Here is a 20416-nt window from a genome sequence, read left to right on the forward strand (position 1 = left end):
GAAGCAATTTCAGCACGACGTTCCCAGTTCAAACACGTTGGGCCACGCTAGAATGGCACGGTGAATCGAACAAGTGACGTGCGGCACCCTTTTTTGATCCGATTCCCGATACTTGCAGATTTGTGCTGTCCTACATCTGTTGCACAAGGCATTTTCGGCTGATGCAAGCCGCACTTATCCCAGCGCTCAACTCCTGCTCCCCCGCGAAGCCGGGGGCCTCAGGCGTCGTCGCGCATTCTCGAAAACTACCCCGCTACCGCGACGCGCGTTTTTTTCCGTGGACTGTGTAAACAGTGTAAACCTGTTCAGCCGCATCGGGGTGAACCTGAACAAAAACACCCTCTACCAATGGGCAGGCCACACCCTCTTGCCCCCCGCGCTGCAATTGCTAAGGACGACTCATACGAATTTGTGAACATTGCGGCACAGGACACGAAGATGGCGACTTTCTCGCTTCCGAAGAATTCCACGATCACCGGCAAGGCGCGGCACCACGCATCGCCGACGCAAGGAAAAGTCCGCAAGTTCAAGGTTTACCGCTACGATCCTGACAGCGGCGAAAACCCGCGCTATGACACGTTCGAGATCGACACCGAACAGTGCGGCCCGATGGTGCTCGATGCGCTGATCAAGATGAAGGGGGAAATGGACCCCACGCTCACTTTCCGCCGCTCCTGCCGCGAAGGCATTTGCGGTTCGTGCGCGATGAACCTCAATGGGCGCAACGGGCTTGCCTGCACCACGGCCATCGAAGACCTGACCGGCGAAATCCGCATCACCCCGCTGCCGCACATGGAAGTGATCAAGGACCTTGTGCCTGATTTTACGCACTTCTATGCACAATACGCCTCGATCCGCCCCTGGCTGCAAACCGTGACGCCTACGCCTTCGGGCAAGGAGCGCCTGCAGAGCCCCGAACAGCGCGAAAAGCTGGACGGTCTGTACGAGTGCATCCTGTGCGCCTGCTGCTCCACTTCGTGCCCCAGCTATTGGTGGAACTCGGACAAGTTCCTTGGCCCCGCCATCCTGCTTCAGGCCTATCGCTGGCTGGCCGACAGCCGCGATGAAATGACCGGGGAGCGGCTGGACGAGCTGGAAGATCCGTTCCGCCTTTATCGCTGCCACACCATCATGAACTGCGCCAACGTGTGCCCCAAGGGTCTGTCTCCGGCCCGGGCCATCGCCGAAATCAAGAAGATGCAGGCCGAACGCCTCGTCTGAACTGGTGAGCGAACAAGCCTTCCGTTACGAACCAGCCGAGGATCAACCCGGCTGGTTCACTTGGAACCTGACCGACGAGACCCGGTTCAACGCCCAGACAATGGGCCGGATGCTCACCCGGATCGAGGACCGCGCCGATGGCGTGCGCGTGGCGCGCTTGCGCATGTTCCCCGAACGGCGCCATTCCAACCTGCTCGATGCGGTCCATGGAGGCGTTACGCTGGCGCTGATCGACATCAGCCTGTTCGCCGCGATGCGCACGCTGCTGGATGGCGATGCCGCAGGCTCGGTCACGCTCGATCTGTCCACCCAGTTCATCGGCGCAGGCAAGATTGGAAAGCCGCTGGACGCCGTGGTTGAAGTGTTGCGCGAGACAGGCCGCTTGGTGTTCCTGCGCGGGCTGGTGGTGCAGGGCGATGATACCATCGCCGCGTTCAACGGCACAATCCGCAAGCCCACAAAGCAATGACATCGGTCCTTCAGCGTTATAACGAACTGGTCGCGGCGGGCGAGTTGCGGCCCGACCCGGAGCAGGCCGCTGCGGCGGCGCGGCTCGATGTATTGCAGCGCGAACTCGAAGCGCCGCCGCCCTCGGTCGGCCTGCTGGGCAAGCTGTTCGGTGCCAAGCCGCCCCCGCCGGTGCGCGGGGTCTATCTTTGGGGCGGGGTGGGGCGCGGCAAGTCCATGCTGATGGACCTGTTCCTCAGCAACCTGAAGGTCGCCGCCAAACGCCGCGCGCACTTCCACGAATTCATGCTCGACGTTCACGCCCGCCTGCGTGAGGAGCGCAAGAAGGAGAGCGGCGATCCGATCCCGCCGGTCGCCGCCGCCATCGCGGCGGAAACGCGCGTGCTGTGCTTTGACGAAATGGTGGTCAACAACAGCGCCGACGCGATGATCATGAGCCGCCTGTTCACCGGGCTGATCGTGGATTTCGGCGTGACGCTGGTTTCAACATCAAACCGCGCGCCGTCCGAACTCTATAAAGACGGGCTGAACCGCGAACACTTCCTGCCCTTCATCGCGCTTGTGCAAGGCCGGCTCGATGTGCTGCCGCTCAACGGTCCGAACGATTACCGGATGGAGCGTATGCAGGGTGTAGGCACTTGGCACGTGCCGAACGGGCCGCAAGCGACTGAAAAGGTGCGCGAGGCCTTTTTCCGGCTGACCGACTATCCGCCCGAAGACAGCGCGAACGTGCCCAGTATCGAACTGGACGTGGGCGGTGGGCGCATGTTGCACGTGCCTAAGAGCCTGAAGGGCGTAGGCGTTTTCAGCTTCAAGCGGCTCTGCGGTGAGGCGCGCGGCGCGGCGGATTATATTGCCGTCGCGCGGGCTTATCACACGATCATCATTGTTGGCATTCCGCGTCTTGGCGCGGATCTGCGCAACGAAACTGCGCGGTTCATCACGCTGATCGACGCGCTTTACGAACACAAGGTGAAGCTGATCGCCACCGCCGATGCCGAACCCGCAGACCTGTACGATGGCAGCGGGAAGGGCGATGAAGAAGGGCGCTTCATGTTCGACCGCACCGTGAGCCGCCTGATGGAAATGCAGAGCCTTGACTATCTGGCGCTGGGCCACGGATCGAATTGACACTGCGTGAGGGGGCTTGACCCGTGCGGTCAGGCCGCTTCGCTTTCACGGACGGATTGCATCGCTTCACCAACTGCGGCCAGGAATTCATCGGTTGCGCGGTCCCAATTGTAGCGGGCACCCTGCACGGCAACGCCAACGCGGTCGCACCGCAGGGCCTTGTTGATGGCCAGCGCCAGATCATCATCGAGCGCGCCGATCTGCATCGGCAGGGCATCGTCCGGGCCATAGCCTCGGCTGCCGATGACATCGAGCGGGCCGGGAACCGGGAAGCCCGCCACCGGCAGGCCGCATGCCAGTGCTTCGATCATCACCAGACCGAAGGTATCAGTGCGGCTGGGGAACACGAAAACATCGGCCGAAGCATAGGCGCGGGCAAGATCTTCACCATGCAGTGCGCCGACAAAGCAGACGTGCGGATAAGTTGCCTTGAGCCGGGCGAGATCGGGGCCATTGCCGACCACCACTTTGGTGCCCGCCACATCGGCATCAAGGAACGCGGTCAGGTTTTTTTCGATCGCCACGCGGCCCACATTCAGCATGATCGGGCGGGGCAGATCGGCAAGATCAGCCAGCGGTTCGTGGCCCGGATGGAACAGGCTGCGATCAATCCCACGCGTCCACAGACGGGTATGCGGAATCCCATGCTGCGCCAGTTCGGCGGCTAGCGTGGGGGTGGAGACCAGAACCGCGCGGCTTGCGCCATGAAAGCGGCGCATCAGCGGCCAGAAATGCTCTGCTGAGAGGCCGGTGCGCACTGCGGCATATTCGGGAAAGCGGGTGTGGAACGCGCTGGTGAACGGGACGCGGTTGGCTTTGCACCAGCTGCGCGCGCTCCAGCCAATCGGGCCTTCGGTGGCGATGTGGACCACATCGGGAGCAAAATCCGCCAAAGTGCGGCGGGTGCCAAAGCGCGGCGCCATGGCGAGGCGGATTTCGCTGTAGCCGGGCAGGGGCAGCGTGCGGAACTGGCTGGGGGTGAGCAGTTCAACCTCGTGCCCACGTGAGGTTAGTCGATCAACGGTTGCGGCCAGCGTGCGGACCACGCCGTTGACTTGCGGGTGCCAGGCATCGGTGCAGATCGCAATTCTCATGCCGGTTCCTCCTGAAGCTGCGGAATGGGTTTCAGCGCAGCCTTGACCGCAGCGGTGCGCCGGGTTTCGTCTGCCCAATCAAGAATGCTGATCTGGCCGGCTTTGTCCTCTACCAACGCAGTGCAGCTTTCGACCCAATCGCCATCGTTGTAATAGGTGATATCGCCGATCTGGCGGATTTCGGCGCAGTGGATGTGGCCGCAAACTACGCCGTCGACGCCCATGTCGCGCGCGGCATGCGCCACAGCTTCTTCAAAATCACAGACGAACTGAACCGCGTTCTTGACCCGCTTTTTCAGGTACGACGATAGCGACCAGTAGGGCATCTTGAACTGGCGGCGGATCATGTTGACCCACACATTTGCGCGCAGCAGCACCGAATAGGCCTTGTCCCCCAGAAACGCGAGCCAACGGGCATAGAGCACCACGCCATCGAAGCCATCGCCATGCGTTACCAGCAGGCGGCGGCCATCGGCGGTTTCGTGGATCGTATCGAGCGCGAGTTCCACACCGCCAAAGCTCATCCCCGCATAAGGGCGCAGCATCTCATCATGGTTGCCCGCAATCAGGATCACGCGGGTGCCGCGGTGTGCCATTTTCAGCACGCGGCGGATAACTTCGTTGTGAGCATCGGGCCAGTACCAGCCCTTGCTGAGCCGCCAGCCGTCGACAATATCGCCGACCAGATAGAGCGTTTCGCATTCGATGGCAGCCAGGAAATCCAGCAGCATCGCAGCGTTGCAGCCACGTGTGCCAAGGTGGATGTCCGAAATCCATACCGTGCGATACTTGCGCTTTGGTCGGAAGCCGCGCGGTTCGGGCATATCCAGCCATGCGGGGATGGAGGAGCTGAGTTCTGCGGCGGTCTTGAATAGGGTCTTGCCGTCATGCTTGGCACGGGTAGCCATAAGCTGCACCTCTTTCAAAGTCAGCCCGCATTGGCGGATTCGCGTTGCGCGGATATGGCACTGTGTCACGGCAATGAAACAAGTAGGGAACGAAACATGACATGGGAGCGTGACGCGGGCGATTGGACGCGCTAGAGAATCAGCCGATGCTCACCAGCCTGTCGATCCGAAACGTCGTCCTTATCGAAGCGCTCGACCTGTCGTTCTCTGGCGGCCTTGGCGTGCTGACGGGTGAGACTGGGGCGGGCAAATCGATCCTGCTGGATGCGTTGGGGTTGGTGCTGGGTGATCGCGCTGACAGCGGCCTGGTGCGTGGCGGCGAAGATCAGGCCAGCGTTACGGCCACATTTGAATTCGACCGTCTGCCTGATCCGATCCGATCCGCACTGGCCGAGGCTGAAGTGGATGTGGAGCGCGGTGAGCCACTGATCGTCAAGCGCCGGTTGAAGGCCGATGGCGGATCGAAGGCGTTCATCAACGATCAGCCAGTGGGCGTTGCGCTGTTGCGCGAACTGGCGCGCAATCTGGTGGAATTGCACGGCCAGCATGACGATCGCGGGCTGGTGAACGCACGCGGGCACCGGGCGCTGCTGGATCGCTATGCCGGGGCGGATACAGCAGGGGTCGAGGCAGCGTGGATCAAGTGGCGCAGGGCCGAAGAGGCGCTTGGCGCTGCGCAGGCCCGCGTTACCAAAGCGGCGGAAGAGCAAGACCTGTTGCTGGCGCATCTGGCCGAGCTGACGGCGCTGGCTCCGGTCATGGGCGAAGAGGAGGATCTGGCGGGTCAGCGTGCCGATATGCAGAAGGGTGAGCGGCTATCGGGCGATCTGGTTGAGCTTCAACGCCTGTGGGAAGGATCGGATTCTGCGCTGGCTACCTTGCGCAGCGCGGCGCGGCGGCTGGACCGGATTGCAGCCGAACACCCGATGCTGGCCGAAGCCCTGGAAGCGCTGGACCGCGCGGTGATTGAGGCCGGGGAGGCTGAGGACAAGCTGGCGCGCGCGGCCGAACTGCTATCGCATGATCCGGCGATGCTCGACCGGATCGAGACGCGGCTGTTCGATCTGCGGGCGGCTGCGCGCAAGCACAATTGCACGGTCGATGAATTGCCGCACAAGATGCAGGAGATGCGCACCGCGCTCGATGCCATCGAAGGCGGCGAGGCGCAGATTGCCGGACTGGAGCGGACCGCGCGCGAAGCGGCGTTGGACTATCAGGCCAAGGCCGAGACGCTGTCCGTGCTGCGGGCAGAGGCCGCGCGGCGGCTGGATAAGGCTGTGGCGGCAGAACTGGCCCCGCTCAAACTGGACGCGGCCAAGTTTCACACCGCCGTGCTGCGTTTGCCCGAAGACCGTTGGGGTGCGGGCGGAATGGACGCGGTAGAATTCCTGATTTCGACCAACCCGGGCGCCGATTTTGCGCCGCTGGGCAAGATCGCCTCGGGCGGCGAACTTTCGCGCTTTATCCTCGCGCTGAAAGTGGCACTGGCCGAAGAGGGCGGGGCGGCGACGATCATCTTTGACGAGATCGACCGGGGCGTGGGCGGGGCGGTTGCCAGCGCCATCGGTGACCGGCTGGCGCGGCTGGCGAGTGGTGGGCAATTGCTGGCGGTGACGCACAGCCCGCAAGTGGCCGCGCGCGGTGACCGGCATTACATGATCGCCAAGTCGTCCGAAGGCACGGTCACGCGCACCTCGGTTAGTCTGCTCGATGCAGCGGCGCGCAAGGAAGAGATCGCGCGGATGTTGTCCGGTGCGGAAGTCACCGCAGAGGCGCGGGCGCAGGCAGATCGCTTGCTGGAAAAGGCATGATGTTCGCACGGCGCACGGTTCTCGTCGGCGCGGCCGCTGCGCTTCTGGTTTCGGGAAAAGGATTGGCTGTGGAAGAGGTCGAGTACGAAAACGTCTATGCCCTCATCGGCCAGATGATGGCAGCTCCCGGCAAGCGCGAGGAATTGATCGGCTATCTGCGCGAAAGCTCGAAGGATATGCCCGGCAACCTCGCCTATCAGATCTGGCGCGACAAGGGCGATGCGAACAGCGTGTGGATCACTGAAGTGTGGCGCGATGAGGCTTCGCACAAGGCGAGCCTTGGCCTGCCGCAAGTGCAGGAAGCCATCCGAAAGGCGCGGCCGATCATTGCAGGGTTTGGGGCGCGGGCTGAGGTGGAGAAGGTGAAGGCCTAGATGAGGTTGCCTCATAAATCCGAACTACAAGCGCTAGTCGATATGGCGTTGTTGCCTATCGTGTTCATCGCAGCTTTTTTCTTTGCAGCCCTGTCTATCGCTTGGTGCCTGCTACTCGTCGTGATGTTTACCGACGGCTTTGAATGGAACTGGTTTTCAATCTGGGCGATTTCGTGGACAGTTTGCGCGGTTCTCTGGGGCCAAAATAGTGTCCTTCGTGTTCTGCAGTTTTTGGCCGGTGATAGAGACGCACAAATACTCGGCATGATCCTAGTCCGATCACTCGTCTTGTTCCTGTGCAATCCGATAGCGCTTATTTTGGCGCTTTGGGAAGTCGGCGGCCTTAAAGGTATCTTCTCGCTATGAACTCTGCGCTTCAAGCCACCGAGGCCGACGCCGCCAACGAACTGATGCGGCTGGCAAAGCAGATTGCCAAGCACAACCGGCTTTATCACGCCGAGGACTCGCCCGAGATTTCGGACGCCGAGTATGATGCGCTCGTTCGGCGCAATGCCGATCTGGAAGCCGCCTATCCACACTTGATCCGGCCTGACAGCCCGAGCGCGCAGGTCGGCCATGAGGTTGCCGCATCACCCTTGCGCAAGGTGGCGCATGAGGTTCGGATGATGAGCCTCGACAATGCCTTTGCCGATGAGGAGGTGGAAGAATTCGTTGCACGGGTGCGGCGGTTCCTTGCGCTGCCCGATGATGCCGAGGTGGCGATGACCGCAGAGGACAAGATCGACGGTCTGTCCTGCTCGCTGCGTTACGAAAACGGCAGGCTGGTCCGCGCTGCCACGCGCGGGGATGGGCAGGTTGGTGAGGATGTTACCGCGAATGTCGCTTACATCTCGGATATTCCGCAGGAGTTGAAAGGCGCAGGTCTGTTTGACGTGCCCGCCGTTTTCGAGATTCGCGGCGAGGTTTACATGGCCAAGGATGACTTCCTTGCGCTGAATGCCCGGCAGGCCGAGAGCGGCGACAAGATTTTCGCCAATCCGCGCAACGCCGCTGCCGGATCGCTGCGTCAGAAGGATGCCAGTGTAACGGCCAGCAGACCCTTGCGCTTTCTTGCTCACGGATGGGGCGCGGCTAGCGAGGTTCCGGCCAGCACTCAGTATGAGATGATGCGCAAGATTGCCGACTGGGGCGTGCCGGTTTCGCCGTTGCTGGTGCGGTGTTCTTCGGCGGCGGAGCTGGTGGCGCATTATCGCGGCATCGGGGCGCAGCGGGCCGATCTGCCTTATGACATCGACGGCGTGGTTTATAAGGTGGACCGGCTTGATTGGCAGGAGCGGCTGGGCTTTGTGGCAAAGGCGCCGCGCTGGGCCATTGCGCACAAGTTCCCTGCCGAACGCGCCGAAACGACGCTGGAGGCCATCGATATTCAGGTGGGCCGCACCGGCAAGCTGACGCCGGTCGGGCGGTTGAAGCCGGTGCTGGTGGGCGGGGTTACCGTCACCAACGTGACGTTGCACAATCGGGACGAGATCGGGCGGCTGGGGCTGCGGGTGGGGGACCGTATCGTGCTGCAGCGCGCGGGTGACGTGATCCCGCAAGTGGTCGAGAACCTGACGCGCGAGGAGGTGCGGGAGTCTTATCACTTCCCCGACCATTGTCCGGAATGCCAGTCCGAAGCGGTGGCAGAGGAGGGTGAGGTCGATGTGCGCTGCACTGGCGGTCTGATCTGCCCGGCGCAGCGGGTGGAGCGGTTGAAGCACTTCGTTTCGCGCGGCGCTCTCGATATTGAGGGACTGGGCGAGAAGACGATCATCGAGTTCTTTCAGCTGGGCTGGCTGGAAAGCCCCGCTGACATTTTCCGCCTGAAGATGCGCCGCAGCGAGATTGTCGGGCGTGAGGGGTGGAAGGACAAGTCTGTGGACAACCTGTTGGCAGCGATTGAGGCCAAGCGGGCGCCAGATGCAGCACGGCTGCTGTTTGGGCTGGGCATCCGCCATGTGGGCGCGGTGACGGCGCGAGATCTGATGAAGCGGTTTGTTACGCTACCGGCGCTGCGTGAGGCGGCGCAGTCGCACGTGCCCCTCCACCATCCTGCGGATGGTCCCCCTCCCCGAAGCGGGGAGGAATTGTTGGCTATCGATGGTGTGGGACCGGTGGTGGTTGAGGCATTGGCCGACTTCTTCCACGAACCGCACAACATTGCGGTGTGGGAAGACCTGCTGTCCGAAGTCTCACCACCGCCGTTCATCGTGGAGACAAAGGCCAGCGCGGTGGCGGGCAAGACCATTGTGTTTACCGGCAAGCTGGAAACGATGAGCCGCGACGAGGCCAAGGCGCAGGCCGAGGCGCTGGGCGCGCGGGCGTCGGGTTCGGTCTCGGCCAAGACCGATCTGGTCGTGGCCGGGCCGGGTGCGGGATCGAAGCTGAAACAGGCTGCGGCGCTGGGCATAGACGTGATCGACGAGGCCGCTTGGGCTGAAATCGTTAAAGCGGCGGGGTAGGGCGATGTTTGATTTACTGGCAGCAATCGGCGCAGAAGCAGGCGCGCTGTTGAAGGCGAGCAAGCAGACTGTTGCTGTGGTCGATGGATCGACCGGGGGGCTGATTTCGGCGAGCCTGCTGGCGATGCCGGGGGCCTCGGCATTCTTTCTGGGCGGATCGGTGATCTACTCGCTGAAAGGGCGGCGGATTGCACTAGGGCATGAGCCGGGGTCGCTGCGGGGTTTTACCTCGGCGACAGAGCCTTATGCCCTGGAGCAGGCGCGGCTGATCCGGGCGCGGCATGGGGCGGATTGGGGCATTGCCGAGACTGGCGCATCGGGCGGAAGTGCGCATCCGCTGGGCGTGGCTTCGGGCACCAGCGCCATCGGTGTGGTGGGACCGGATGGGGTTGAGGCATCTGTGCTGGTGGTGACGCAAAGCAACGACCGGCTGGCCAATATGCAACATTTCACGCAAGCCGCGCTGGTGCTGCTGCGCGATACGCTGGCGCGCTAAAGCAGCGGGCGGCGGCGGAGCCACAGGATCGACCAATCCCCCCGTACCATACGCGCCGCCAGCCTCAGGCCTGCCTTGCGATAGGCGGCGCGGACAGTGGCTTCCTGCGTTTCGAGCAAGCCAGCCAGCAGTACCGAGCCGCCCGGCACGACTGCGCGGGAGAAGTCTGGTGCAAGTTCGACGAGCGGCCCAGCCAGGATATTGGCGATGAGCAGGTCATAAGGGCCAGCCGCTTCGAGCAGCGCGTGGTCCATCCCGGCGGCGATGACCATCGCCATACGGCCGGGGCCATCGCCGAGCACGACTCCGTTATTGGCGGCATTCTCTGCGATCACAGGGGCGCAGACAGCGTCGATATCGCTGCCGATGGCGCGGGCGCGGGGCCACAGATGCATGGCGGCGAAGGCCAATAAGCCAGTGCCGGTGCCGACATCAGCCAGATTGCGCACGACTACGCCCTGCCGCTTCATGTGTGTGAGCATGGCAAGGCAACCGGCGGTGGTGGCGTGCTGGCCGGTGCCGAAGGCTTGGCTGGCGGGAATGATGAAATCACGGACGCCCTGTTGCTGGAGCGGCGGATATTCGGGAGTGTGGACGTAGAACACGCCTTCGCGGATCGGCTCGACGCCTTGCTGGCTGAGTGTGACCCAATCTTCCTCGGGCAGTTCTTCGACCAGAAGCTTGGGCGGCGGGCCTTCGAACAGGTCGGCGATGGCGTTGCGGTCTGCCTTGGTGGGTTTGCGGTCAAGCCATGCTTCGAGCTGCCAGTCGTCGGGCTTGTCCTCGGCGATTTCGCTGCCGGCGATGACGATCTCGGCGTCCCAATCCAGCGCATCTTCGTGCGCGACAAGGGCGGCTTGGACGACTTCGCGCGGGGCGTACGCGGTGATTTTCCAGCTCATGGCTTGATCGCCTTGTCGAGCCGCGCCCGCGCTCCGGCGGCGAGCGTCTTGCACGCATCGCGATCTTGCAGAGGCTTGGCCCCGCTCATCCGTTCGAACATGGCACTGGCAGACGGATGGGGGGTGAGCAGGATGCCGCATTCCAGTGCTTCGACCTGATCGAAAGTCTTGCGGAACATTGCCACGCGATCAGGATGGTCGGCAAAGCGATAGGTGCCGAGCGGCAGGGCGGTGATGCTATCGACGTAAGTAATCGTGCGGCAGACGCGATTCTTGGCAGAGCCTTCGCACGATTTCCAATGCCAGCTGGTAGAGCCTTCGGTGTGGCCGGGCGTGGTGAAGGCGGTGATCTGCAATGGACCGACGCTGAACACATCGCCGGATCGAAGGATGTAGTTAACGCGCGCCGGGGGCGAGCCGTGAATGCCCTGCACTTGCGGATCGGCGGGGCTGACCTTGCCGCTGCGGATAACCTTTGCCGCCTCTGCCGTGGCCACAAAGCGCGCGCCGGTGGCCTTTTGCAGCGAGGCAAGGCCGCCGACATGGTCGAAATGTTCGTGGCTTGAGACGATCAGGCCGATGTCCTTGGGCTGGAAACCCAGCTTGCGGATATTTGCGAGCACTTGTGGCACTGCATCGGCCATGCCTGCATCAACCAGAATGTGCCCCTGCGGCCCTGTGATCAGCAGGACGGTGACCGTGCAGGAGCCGACATACCAGACATTGCCAAAGATGCGCGCAGGCGGCGCCGGATCTGAAAAGCTCTCCTTGCCCTCACACTGGCGGATGATCTCTTTGGCTGCAGCCGGATCGGCCGGAGCGGGGGAGGCGGCAGCGCTGGTTGCAGCAGCGAGAAGGGCAAGGGTAAGGCTCATTCATCGCGGTCTAAGCACCGGTTCGCCGCAGCGCAACCGGCTGTCCTTTTTTACATCCCGCATACGCTTGCGTGGGCGGTCTTTTCGACTAATAGGACTTGCAATCCTGTCGCGGGTTTCCGCGATACCTGTACCTAGTCGAGGGGGTATATTCATGGCGCAAACGCGCAAGGCACGGCCGATTTCTCCGCATCTCCAGATTTGGCGCTGGAGCCCGGCCATGCTGATTTCGATCATGCACCGCATCACCGGCAATGGGCTAGCCTTTGCTGGCCTTGGCATCCTGCTGTGGTGGATCGGCGCTTTGGCGAGCGGGGCTGAGGCCTATCAGTCGTTTCTTGACTGGGTGTGGCTTGGCACCGGCGGCGGACTGCAAGCCGTGACGGCAGTGCTGGGCAAGGTTGTGCTGATCGGTCTGACCTGGGCGTTTTTCCAGCATGCAGGTTCGGGCATCCGCCACCTGATTCTGGATATCGGCGCAGGGTATGAACTGACCACCAACGCTCTCTGGTCGAAACTGACGATCGTCATCTCGATCCTTCTGACCGTCGCATTCTGGGCTTTCGTGCTGCTGCGTTGATCGCCGGCACGGATCGCATTTCAAAAGAGGCACACCATTATGGGTAACGGCACCTCCATCGGGCGCGTTCGCGGGCTGGGCTCCAGCCATCAGGGCACGCACCACTGGCTGACCTCGCGGATCACCGCTGTCGGCAATCTTGTTTTGATCACGTTCCTGATCGTCAGCCTTGCGCTGCTGCCGGAATACAGCTTTGCCACGGTGCGCGGCTGGGTTGCGCGGCCCCTGCCATCGATTGCGCTGATCCTGATCATGATCAACACCTTCACTCATGCCCGTATGGGCGTGCAGGTGATGCTGGAGGATTATGTACACGAAGAAGGCACCAAGATCGCGGCGTGGCTGCTGGTCAATATCGTGCCCTTCGCCGCTGCCGCCTTTGGCATTCTTTCGGTTCTGCGCATTGCTCTCGGGGGCGCATAAGACATGACTTCTACTCAGCCAGCCTACAAGATCATCGACCATACCTACGACACGGTTGTCGTGGGCGCGGGCGGTTCGGGCCTGCGCGCCACCATGGGTTCAGCCCAGGCCGGCCTGCGAACCGCCTGCATTACCAAGGTCTTCCCGACGCGTTCGCACACCGTTGCGGCGCAAGGTGGCATTGCGGCCTCGCTTGGCAACAACTCGCCCGACCACTGGACCTGGCACATGTACGACACCGTCAAGGGGTCTGACTGGCTGGGCGACCAGGACGCCATCGAATACATGGTGCGTGAAGCCCCGGCTGCGGTTTACGAACTGGAGCACGCTGGCGTGCCGTTCAGCCGCAACCCCGAAGGCACGATCTATCAGCGCCCGTTCGGCGGACACATGCAGAACATGGGCGAAGGTCCGCCGGTACAGCGCACTTGCGCCGCAGCCGACCGTACCGGCCACGCAATGCTTCACGCGCTCTATCAGCAGAGCCTGAAGTACGATGCCGACTTCTTCATCGAATACTTCGCCATCGACCTGATTATGGAAAACGGTGAATGCCGGGGCGTGATCGCGTTGTGCATGGACGATGGTTCGATCCACCGCTTCCGCAGCCATGCTGTGGTGCTGGCCACGGGTGGCTATGGCCGTTCGTACTTCACCGCAACGTCGGCCCACACCTGCACGGGTGACGGTGGCGGCATGGTGCTGCGCGCTGGCCTGCCGCTGCAGGACATGGAATTCGTGCAGTTCCACCCGACCGGCATCTACGGCGCGGGCGTGCTGATTACCGAAGGCGCACGCGGGGAGGGTGGTTATCTGACCAACTCCGAAGGCGAGCGCTTTATGGAGCGCTACGCTCCATCGGCCAAGGATCTGGCATCGCGTGACGTGGTTTCGCGGTCTATGGCGCTGGAAATCCGCGAAGGTCGGGGCGTGGGGCCGCACAAGGACCACATCTTCCTTCACCTCGATCACATCGACCAGAAGGTTCTGGCCGAGCGTCTGCCTGGCATCACGGAAAGCGGCAAGATTTTTGCAGGCGTCGATCTTACCCGTCAGCCGTTGCCGGTGGTGCCGACCGTGCACTACAATATGGGCGGAATTCCGTGCAATTATCACGGCGAAGTCGTGACCATTGGCGCGGACGGCAATCCCGAAACGATCATTCCGGGCCTGTTCGCGGTGGGTGAAGCGGCTTGCGTTTCGGTCCACGGCGCAAACCGCCTCGGTTCGAACTCGCTGATTGACCTTGTGGTGTTCGGTCGCGCTACGGGCCTGCGCCTCAAGGAACTGATCAAGCCGGGCACGTCGCACAATGCTCTGCCCAAGGACAGCGCCGAAATGTCGCTGACCCGCCTCGATCACTTCCGCCATGCCAAGGGTGGTTCGCCCACGGCCGAAGTGCGCATCGAGATGCAGCGCACGATGAGCCAGCATGCCGCCGTGTTCCGCACCGACGAGCTGATGGCAGAAGGCAAGGTCAAGCTGGCCGACACCTACAAGCGCATGGAAGACATTCACGTGTCCGACACGTCGCTGATCTGGAACACCGATCTGGTTGAAACGCTCGAACTCGACAACCTGATCAGCCAGGCTGCGGTTACGATGCATTCGGCATACAATCGCAAGGAAAGCCGTGGCGCCCATGCGCACGAAGATTTCCCTGATCGTAACGATGCTGAATGGATGAAGCACACCGCAGCCTGGTTCAACGGCTGGGGCGGCAAGGGTGGCGAGGTCAAGATCGACTACCGCCCGGTCCACGAATACACGCTGACTGACGATGTCGAGTACATCAAGCCGAAGAAGCGCGTTTACTGATCAGCGCACGCGCTAGATCAAAAAGTCAAACACATCAACGAGGCCGGAGTTTGTAACTCCGGCCTCTTTTCGTTCGGTACGGTGCGGCGTTCGGCGAAGTTACTGCCTGCGCTGGACGACTGGCTTACTTTCAAATTTGACGGACTGGTTCTTTTCATACTTCGTTTCGTTGCGTTCGTCTTTGTCGTCCTTCTTGTCCTGCTTTACCTTGGCCTCCGCAGCATCACGGGCAGCATGCACCGCGGCGGCATCCTTGGCCGTGGCAGCGCGGGCAGGGTAAGCGCAGCCGCGCTGCTGGCCGACGCCTTTGAGGAACGCGCGGCGGACTGATCCGGCGTAGATCGCCTCCTCCCACATGCGCTGCTGTGCGTTGGCGCCGCTGAGTTCGCGAATTACGCCACCGAAGGGAATGATTGAGCCGACGACCGATTTGGCCAGATTGCCGATGTTGATCGTGGCATTGCCATCATCGCGCGCCACATCGATATCATCGCCGAGCACCGCATCTAGATTGGCGATGGCCGCCCCAATCGCCGGGCAGCGCTTCATGCCAGTCAGGTCATAGGGTTTTGCGCGGGCTGACACGAGGATTTCGGGCACCGCATCCTTTTTGATATTGAGGTCGCTGAGCGGCTTGGTGACGACATCTCCTGCCGTCACGGTTTCCTGCGAGACGGCGGTTTGCGCCTGAGCAGGGTGGATTACGCTGAGCGCCAACGGTGCAAAGACGGTGAGTCTGATGATCGAGCTTGGCATTGAGAATTCCCCTTTGCCGCTAAAACGCCACGCCCTACCTTTCGGTTCCTTGAACGTTACAGGCCTTTGTGGGGCTCAGAGTGATTTGAAGGTATCACACTGGTCCTCATCGGCGGTTTCAAGCCCGCGCCGCAGCCATTCCATGCGTTGGGCCGAACTGCCGTGGGTGAAGCCTTCTTCTGCCGGGCGACGGCCAGCGGCCTTCATCAGGGCATCATCGCCGATCTGGTGCGCAGCGCGCATGCCCTCCTCGATATCGCCGGGTTCGATCCGGTCACGGTTCTTGCCCGCCCAGACCCCGGCATAGCAATCGGCCTGAAGTTCGAGTGCCACCGACAGGCGGTTGGCCTGGCTGGGGCTGCGCTGCTGCATCTGGCGCATCTGAGTGGAGGTGCCGAGCACGTTCTGGATATGGTGGCCATATTCATGCGCCATCACATAGACGCGCGCAAAATCGCCGCCTGCGCCCATCTGCTGGTCCATCAGGGTGTAGAAATCGGTATCGATGTAGATGCCGTTGTCTGCGGGACAATAGAACGGCCCCATCGCGCTTTGCGCCGCGCCGCAGCCGGAATTGCCGTTCTGGGCATAGAACACCAGCTTGGGCGGCTGGAACGCGATGTTGGCCTGCTGAAACAGCGGCGTCCATGTCTTGTTCAGCGATGACAGCGCGTTGCAGCTTTCGCGGCTGAATTCATTGGCGGAACAGCTTTCGGCCAATGATGTGCCGCCCGCCTGTTCTTGCTGCACCGGTCCCTGCGTCTGAACCTGTTGCAGCGTGCCGAGCATCTGAGCGGGATCGACTCCGAACACTACAGCCGCAATCAGTGCGATGACGATGGACCCGCAGCCCAGCTTTCCGCCGCCGCCCATCGGGAACCGCCCGCCGCCACCGCGCTGGTCTTCAACATTGATCGAGTTGTCGAAATCATCAAGCCGCATCGGCCTACCCCTGTTTTTGCACTTGCGACTGGACAAGCAGGCAGCGTGCCGCAATGCCAGTACCATCAACCCGTCCTGAATTCCCGGAGTAATCGAATGTTCCTGAAGGGCAAGTGCGCGCTCATTACCGGTTCAACTTCGGGCATTGGCCTTGCCTATGCCCGGGCGATCGCCGCAGAGGGCGCCGACATCGTGCTCAATGGCTTTGGCGATGCTGATGCAATTGCCGCGCTGTGCGAAGAACTGGCCGCAACTAGCGGTGGCCGGGCGATTTTTGCCGCTGGAGACCTCACCCAGCGCGAGGGCACCGAAGCGATGGTGGCGAGCGCTCTGGCTGAATTCGGCGCGGTCGACATCCTGATCAACAACGCCGGGATGCAGCATGTGGCCCCGGTTGAGGAATTTCCGGTGGAAAAGTGGGATGCGATCATCGCGCTCAACCTGACCTCGGCTTTCGATGCCTGTCGCCTGTGCATTCCGGGCATGAAAGCGAAGGGGTGGGGGCGTATACTGTTCACGGCCTCGGCCCATTCGCTCACCGCCTCGCCGTTCAAGGCGGCCTATGTCTCGGCCAAGCATGGCATTGCTGGGCTGACCAAGACGCTGGCGCTGGAACTGGCCACGCATGGCGTGACGGCCAACTGCATCAGCCCCGGCTATGTCTGGACGCCGCTGGTTGAGAATCAGATCCCGGATACGATGAAGGCGCGCGGGCTGACGCGCGAGCAGGTGATGAACGATGTCCTGCTGGAGCGGCAGCCGACCAAGCAGTTCGTCCAGCCCGAAGATGTCGCGGCCATGGCGCTGTTCCTGTGCCGCGATGAAGCGCGCAACATCACGGGCGCCAACTACAACATCGATGGGGGCTGGGTGGCGCAATAAGGGCTTTGCGCCCCGGCATTTGTAAACCCCCGTTCATCCTTTCTGGCCCAATTGGGAACTTGCGTTGCGCTGCTGCTTTTGAGAGCAAGGGATTGCGACGAAGCGTTTGGGGTCAGCGATGAAGCGTTCGGGGGCATTGCGGGGTTGGTCGGCAGGAGCTTTGCTTCTGGCCAGCCTGCTGCTGTCCGCTGCCGCGCCCGGGCCAAAGCGCGCCACGCCGCTTGAATCCGCGTTGAAGGCGCATGTGGAAACGCTGGCAAGCGATGATTTTGGCGGTCGGGAGCCGGGGACCGAGGGTGAAACCAGGACGCTGCGCTATCTGGCGCGGCAGTGGTTTGATATCGGGCTTGAGGCGGGCACGAATATTCCGGGCAGTGGCTGGTTTGCGCCGGTTGAACTGGTCGAGCGGGTTCCAGCGCTGTCCCGCGCCGCATTCATGCGCGGCAAACGCCGTGTTGCACTTCCCGCAGATAGCGTGTTCGTCGTGACATCGGGTCTGCGCAGTCTGGTGCAGGAAGCGCCGCTGCTGTTTGTGGGGCACGCGACGGGCGGGACGCCGGGCCGCGCAGAACTCGCCGGGCGTGTGGCGGTGATGCTCGACAGTTTGCCCGCAGGCGTCTTGCCCGATGCAGAGGGTGACCGGGCGGGGCGGCTACTCGACAAAGGTGCGCTGGCGGTCGTGACAGTGCTGGATGCTGAACGCGGGCTGGAAGATGTGATCGCACGGCGGCGGCGGGCGGGCTATGCGGTGGCAGGCGAAAGCTTGAGCAGCGAGATCGAGGCGTTCATGTCGCCCGCCACGGCAGAGATTCTGCTGGCCGGTGCGCCCCACGCCACACTGGCGCAGTTGCGCCGCGATGCCGCTTTGCCCGCATTTGTGCCTTATGCCTTGGGCATTTCAGCCACGTTCGAGGCGACCAGCGTTGAGACGCGGATCAAGACCCACAACCTGATCGGGCGGCTGCCGGGCCGCAACCCGGCGGCGGGGGCGGTGCTGGTGCTGGCCCATTGGGATCACTTTGGCGAATGTGCGGCGGCCCCTGCCGAGGACCTGATCTGCAACGGGGCCATCGACAATGCCTCTGGCCTTGCCGTGATTACTGAAGCGGCGCGCGCGCTGGCCAAGGGCAAGCCGCTGGACCGCGACGTCTATTTCCTTGCCAGCACGGGCGAGGAACTGGGCCTGCTGGGTGCAATCGCCTTTGCTGAGAATCCGCCTGTTCCGCTCGAACGGTTTGTCGCGGCGTTCAATGTGGACAGCACCGGCCTTGTCCCTCCCGGCGGCCCGATCGGCGTGGTCGGGAAGGGACAGACCCGGCTCGACCCGCTGATTGCCGATGTGGTGCGGCGGATGAAGCGCAAGCTGGCATCGGGAGATGGAGCCAATGCCTATATCCGGCGGCAGGATTCGTGGGTGCTGATGAAGCACGATGTCCCCACGGTCATGGTCAGCAACAGCTATGGCAACATGGATCGGCTTGAGCGGTTCATGGAAGACACCTATCACCGCCCCAGCGACAAGGCGGATGCATCGATCAACTATGCCGGTATGGCCGATGATGTGGCCCTGCAATTGGAACTGGTGCGCGCCTTTGCCGATGCGAAGCGCTACCCAAACAGGCCTGCGCGCACGGCACCCTAGCGCGTTCAAACGCCCTGATCCCAAAGCCCCTAGCGCACCGGCACCTTCCTGTTTACATGGGCCGCCACGAATCTCCCCGGACTTTTGGAAGTGGCGCGCATCATGGATATCCCCCTCGGCCTTACCTTCGATGACGTGCTGCTGCGTCCTGCCGAGTCGGACATCGTGCCTTCGATGGCCGATACGCGCACCCGGCTGACCCGGGGGATCAGCCTGAACATTCCGGTGATCTCTTCGGCGATGGACACGGTGACCGAAGCGGACATGGCGATTGTCATGGCACAGCTGGGCGGAATTGGCGTGCTTCACCGCAATCTTTCGATTGAAGAACAATGTGCTGCCGTGCGCGCGGTCAAGCGCTTTGAAAGCGGCATGGTCGTCAACCCCATCACCATCGCGCCCGATGCGCCGCTGGGCGAAGCGCAGGCGCTGATGCGCCAGCACAAGATCAGCGGCATTCCGGTGGTGGAAACGTCGGGCAAGCTGGTTGGCATCCTGACCAATCGCGACGTGCGCTTTGCCGACAATCCGCTGCAGCCCGTGCATGAATTGATGACGCGCGATAATCTCGCCACGGTGAAACTGGGCGCAAGCGGTGACGATGCGCGCCGCCTTCTGCATCAGCGCCGGATTGAAAAGCTGCTAGTGGTGGATGATTCCTTCCACTGCATCGGCCTGATCACGGTGAAGGACATCGAAAAGGCTGTTACCTTCCCCAATGCGACCAAGGACGCAGCCGGCCGCTTGCGCGTGGCCGCAGCCACCACGGTTGGCGAAAAGGGCCTGCTGCGCACGCAAGCGCTGATCGACGCTGAATGCGATGTGGTGGTGATCGACACCGCTCACGGCCACAACCGCGACGTGGCGCGCGCGGTGGAAGCCGCCAAGAAGCTGTCCAATTCGGTGCAGGTGATCGCAGGCAACGTGGCCACGGCTGCTGCTGCGCGCTCTTTGGTCGATGCCGGGGCTGACGGGATCAAGGTTGGCATCGGTCCGGGGTCGATCTGCACCACGCGCATCGTTGCAGGTGTGGGCGTGCCGCAACTGACCGCCGTGATGGAATGCGCGGAAGAGGCTGAAAAGTCCGGCGTTCCGGTGATTGCCGATGGTGGCCTGCGCACGTCTGGAGATGCGGCAAAGGCGCTGGCTGCAGGCGCAAGCACGGTGATGATCGGATCGATGCTGGCAGGCACTGAAGAAGCCCCGGGCGAGACGTTCCTCTATCAGGGCCGCGCCTATAAGTCCTATCGCGGCATGGGTTCGGTCGGCGCGATGGCGCGCGGCAGTGCGGACCGCTATTTCCAGCAGGATATCAAGGATCAGATGAAGCTGGTGCCCGAAGGTATCGAGGGCCAAGTGCCGTTCAAGGGACCGGCCAAGGATGTGGTCCACCAGCTGGTCGGCGGCGTAAAGGCCGCGATGGGCTATACCGGCAGCCGCACGATCGAAGACTTGCGCAAGCGGGCGCAGTTCGTGCGCATCACCAATGCAGGCCTGCGCGAAAGCCACGTTCACGACGTGACGATCACGCGCGAGGCGCCGAATTACAAGATGAGCTGAGGCTTTGGTGGCTCAGGATGGTCCTTCGACAGGCTCAGGATGAGCGGGCTTCGACAAGCTCAGGATGAGCG

General features: G+C 62.4%; 20 protein-coding genes. 14 read left to right on the forward strand and 6 right to left on the reverse strand.

All coding sequences use genetic code 11. The annotated features are described in order from the left end of the window. Positions 1-438: 438 nt before the first annotated feature. From AC2A1F_RS04655 to zapE, 3 genes are read left to right on the forward strand one after another with little or no spacing between them, the layout of a single operon-like run. Positions 439-1221, forward strand: coding sequence for a succinate dehydrogenase iron-sulfur subunit (locus AC2A1F_RS04655; RefSeq protein WP_484207581.1), 783 nt, complete (start codon positions 439-441; stop codon positions 1219-1221). Between the two features lie 4 nt (positions 1222-1225). Then, positions 1226-1690 (forward strand): PaaI family thioesterase, encoded by a 465-nt coding sequence (locus AC2A1F_RS04660; RefSeq protein WP_484207582.1) that lies wholly within the window; start codon positions 1226-1228, stop codon positions 1688-1690. Beyond that, positions 1687-2820, forward strand: coding sequence for a cell division protein ZapE (gene zapE / locus AC2A1F_RS04665; RefSeq protein WP_484207583.1), 1134 nt, complete (start codon positions 1687-1689; stop codon positions 2818-2820). The genes AC2A1F_RS04660 and zapE overlap by 4 nt, the downstream gene beginning before the upstream one ends. A 29-nt stretch (positions 2821-2849) precedes the next feature. Here the strand turns inward: zapE and AC2A1F_RS04670 are convergent, their stop codons facing one another. Then, complete coding sequence (locus AC2A1F_RS04670; protein ID WP_484207584.1) at positions 2850-3914, reverse strand: glycosyltransferase family 4 protein; 1065 nt, start codon at positions 3912-3914, stop codon at positions 2850-2852. Next, positions 3911-4822, reverse strand: coding sequence for a UDP-2,3-diacylglucosamine diphosphatase (locus tag AC2A1F_RS04675; RefSeq protein WP_484207585.1), 912 nt, complete (start codon positions 4820-4822; stop codon positions 3911-3913). The genes AC2A1F_RS04670 and AC2A1F_RS04675 overlap by 4 nt, the downstream gene beginning before the upstream one ends. A 146-nt stretch (positions 4823-4968) precedes the next feature. On the opposite strand from AC2A1F_RS04675, the gene recN reads away from it, so the two are divergent. The 5 genes from recN to AC2A1F_RS04700 are packed head-to-tail and all read left to right on the forward strand — an operon-like array spanning position 4969 to position 9965. Continuing rightward, the gene (gene recN / locus AC2A1F_RS04680) at positions 4969-6633 is read left to right on the forward strand and encodes a DNA repair protein RecN (RefSeq protein ID WP_484207586.1); all 1665 of its coding nucleotides are present in this window, start codon (positions 4969-4971) and stop codon (positions 6631-6633) included. Next, positions 6630-7007 carry a putative quinol monooxygenase gene (locus AC2A1F_RS04685; protein WP_484207587.1) on the forward strand — a complete coding sequence of 126 codons (378 nt, stop codon included), beginning with the start codon at positions 6630-6632 and terminating at the stop codon, positions 7005-7007. Before recN ends, AC2A1F_RS04685 begins: the two co-directional genes overlap by 4 nt. Positions 7008-7049: 42 nt before the next feature. Continuing rightward, on the forward strand, positions 7050-7373 hold the full coding sequence (locus tag AC2A1F_RS04690) for a hypothetical protein (RefSeq protein WP_484207588.1): 324 nt from the start codon (positions 7050-7052) through the stop codon (positions 7371-7373). Further along, positions 7370-9469, forward strand: a complete 2100-nt coding sequence (gene ligA, locus AC2A1F_RS04695) for an NAD-dependent DNA ligase LigA (protein ID WP_484207589.1) — start codon at positions 7370-7372, stop codon at positions 9467-9469. Before AC2A1F_RS04690 ends, ligA begins: the two co-directional genes overlap by 4 nt. 4 nt (positions 9470-9473) lie before the next feature. Then, a complete protein-coding gene (locus AC2A1F_RS04700) occupies positions 9474-9965 on the forward strand; it encodes a CinA family protein (protein ID WP_484207590.1) in 492 nt (163 codons plus the stop codon). Here AC2A1F_RS04700 and AC2A1F_RS04705 read toward each other — a convergent pair. Together AC2A1F_RS04705 and bla are read right to left on the reverse strand one after the other, a co-directional pair. Continuing rightward, positions 9962-10867, reverse strand: coding sequence for a 50S ribosomal protein L11 methyltransferase (locus AC2A1F_RS04705; RefSeq protein WP_484207591.1), 906 nt, complete (start codon positions 10865-10867; stop codon positions 9962-9964). The genes AC2A1F_RS04700 and AC2A1F_RS04705 overlap by 4 nt on opposite strands. After that, positions 10864-11742: a subclass B3 metallo-beta-lactamase gene (gene bla, locus AC2A1F_RS04710; RefSeq protein ID WP_484207592.1), complete on the reverse strand. Its 879-nt coding sequence runs from the start codon at positions 11740-11742 to the stop codon at positions 10864-10866. Before bla ends, AC2A1F_RS04705 begins: the two co-directional genes overlap by 4 nt. Positions 11743-11896: 154 nt before the next feature. Here bla and sdhC point away from each other — a divergent pair, with 154 nt between their 5' ends. From sdhC to sdhA, 3 genes are read left to right on the forward strand one after another with little or no spacing between them, the layout of a single operon-like run. Then, positions 11897-12322, forward strand: coding sequence for a succinate dehydrogenase, cytochrome b556 subunit (sdhC, locus tag AC2A1F_RS04715; protein ID WP_292628324.1), 426 nt, complete (start codon positions 11897-11899; stop codon positions 12320-12322). Between the two features lie 39 nt (positions 12323-12361). Then, complete coding sequence (gene sdhD / locus AC2A1F_RS04720; protein WP_292628327.1) at positions 12362-12745, forward strand: succinate dehydrogenase, hydrophobic membrane anchor protein; 384 nt, start codon at positions 12362-12364, stop codon at positions 12743-12745. Between the two features lie 3 nt (positions 12746-12748). After that, positions 12749-14563, forward strand: coding sequence for a succinate dehydrogenase flavoprotein subunit (sdhA, locus tag AC2A1F_RS04725; protein ID WP_484207593.1), 1815 nt, complete (start codon positions 12749-12751; stop codon positions 14561-14563). A gap of 99 nt (positions 14564-14662) precedes the next feature. On the opposite strand, the gene AC2A1F_RS04730 is transcribed toward sdhA, so the two are convergent. Together AC2A1F_RS04730 and ypfJ are read right to left on the reverse strand one after the other, a co-directional pair. Beyond that, the gene (locus AC2A1F_RS04730; RefSeq protein WP_484207594.1) at positions 14663-15319 is read right to left on the reverse strand and encodes a hypothetical protein; all 657 of its coding nucleotides are present in this window, start codon (positions 15317-15319) and stop codon (positions 14663-14665) included. A 75-nt stretch (positions 15320-15394) separates the two neighbouring features. Continuing rightward, positions 15395-16261 carry a KPN_02809 family neutral zinc metallopeptidase gene (ypfJ, locus tag AC2A1F_RS04735; protein WP_484207595.1) on the reverse strand — a complete coding sequence of 289 codons (867 nt, stop codon included), beginning with the start codon at positions 16259-16261 and terminating at the stop codon, positions 15395-15397. Between the two features lie 96 nt (positions 16262-16357). Between ypfJ and AC2A1F_RS04740 the strand changes: the two genes are divergently transcribed. The 3 genes from AC2A1F_RS04740 to guaB all read left to right on the forward strand — a co-directional run bounded on the left by AC2A1F_RS04740 (position 16358) and on the right by guaB (position 20345). Next, positions 16358-17143, forward strand: a complete 786-nt coding sequence (locus AC2A1F_RS04740; protein ID WP_484207596.1) for a 3-hydroxybutyrate dehydrogenase — start codon at positions 16358-16360, stop codon at positions 17141-17143. 118 nt (positions 17144-17261) lie between these two features. After that, positions 17262-18785, forward strand: a complete 1524-nt coding sequence (locus AC2A1F_RS04745; protein WP_484207597.1) for a M28 family metallopeptidase — start codon at positions 17262-17264, stop codon at positions 18783-18785. A gap of 102 nt (positions 18786-18887) precedes the next feature. Beyond that, positions 18888-20345, forward strand: coding sequence for an IMP dehydrogenase (gene guaB, locus AC2A1F_RS04750; RefSeq protein ID WP_484207598.1), 1458 nt, complete (start codon positions 18888-18890; stop codon positions 20343-20345). Positions 20346-20416: the final 71 nt, after the last annotated feature.

Source organism: Novosphingobium sp. HNCC26BN242 (assembly GCF_057180525.1).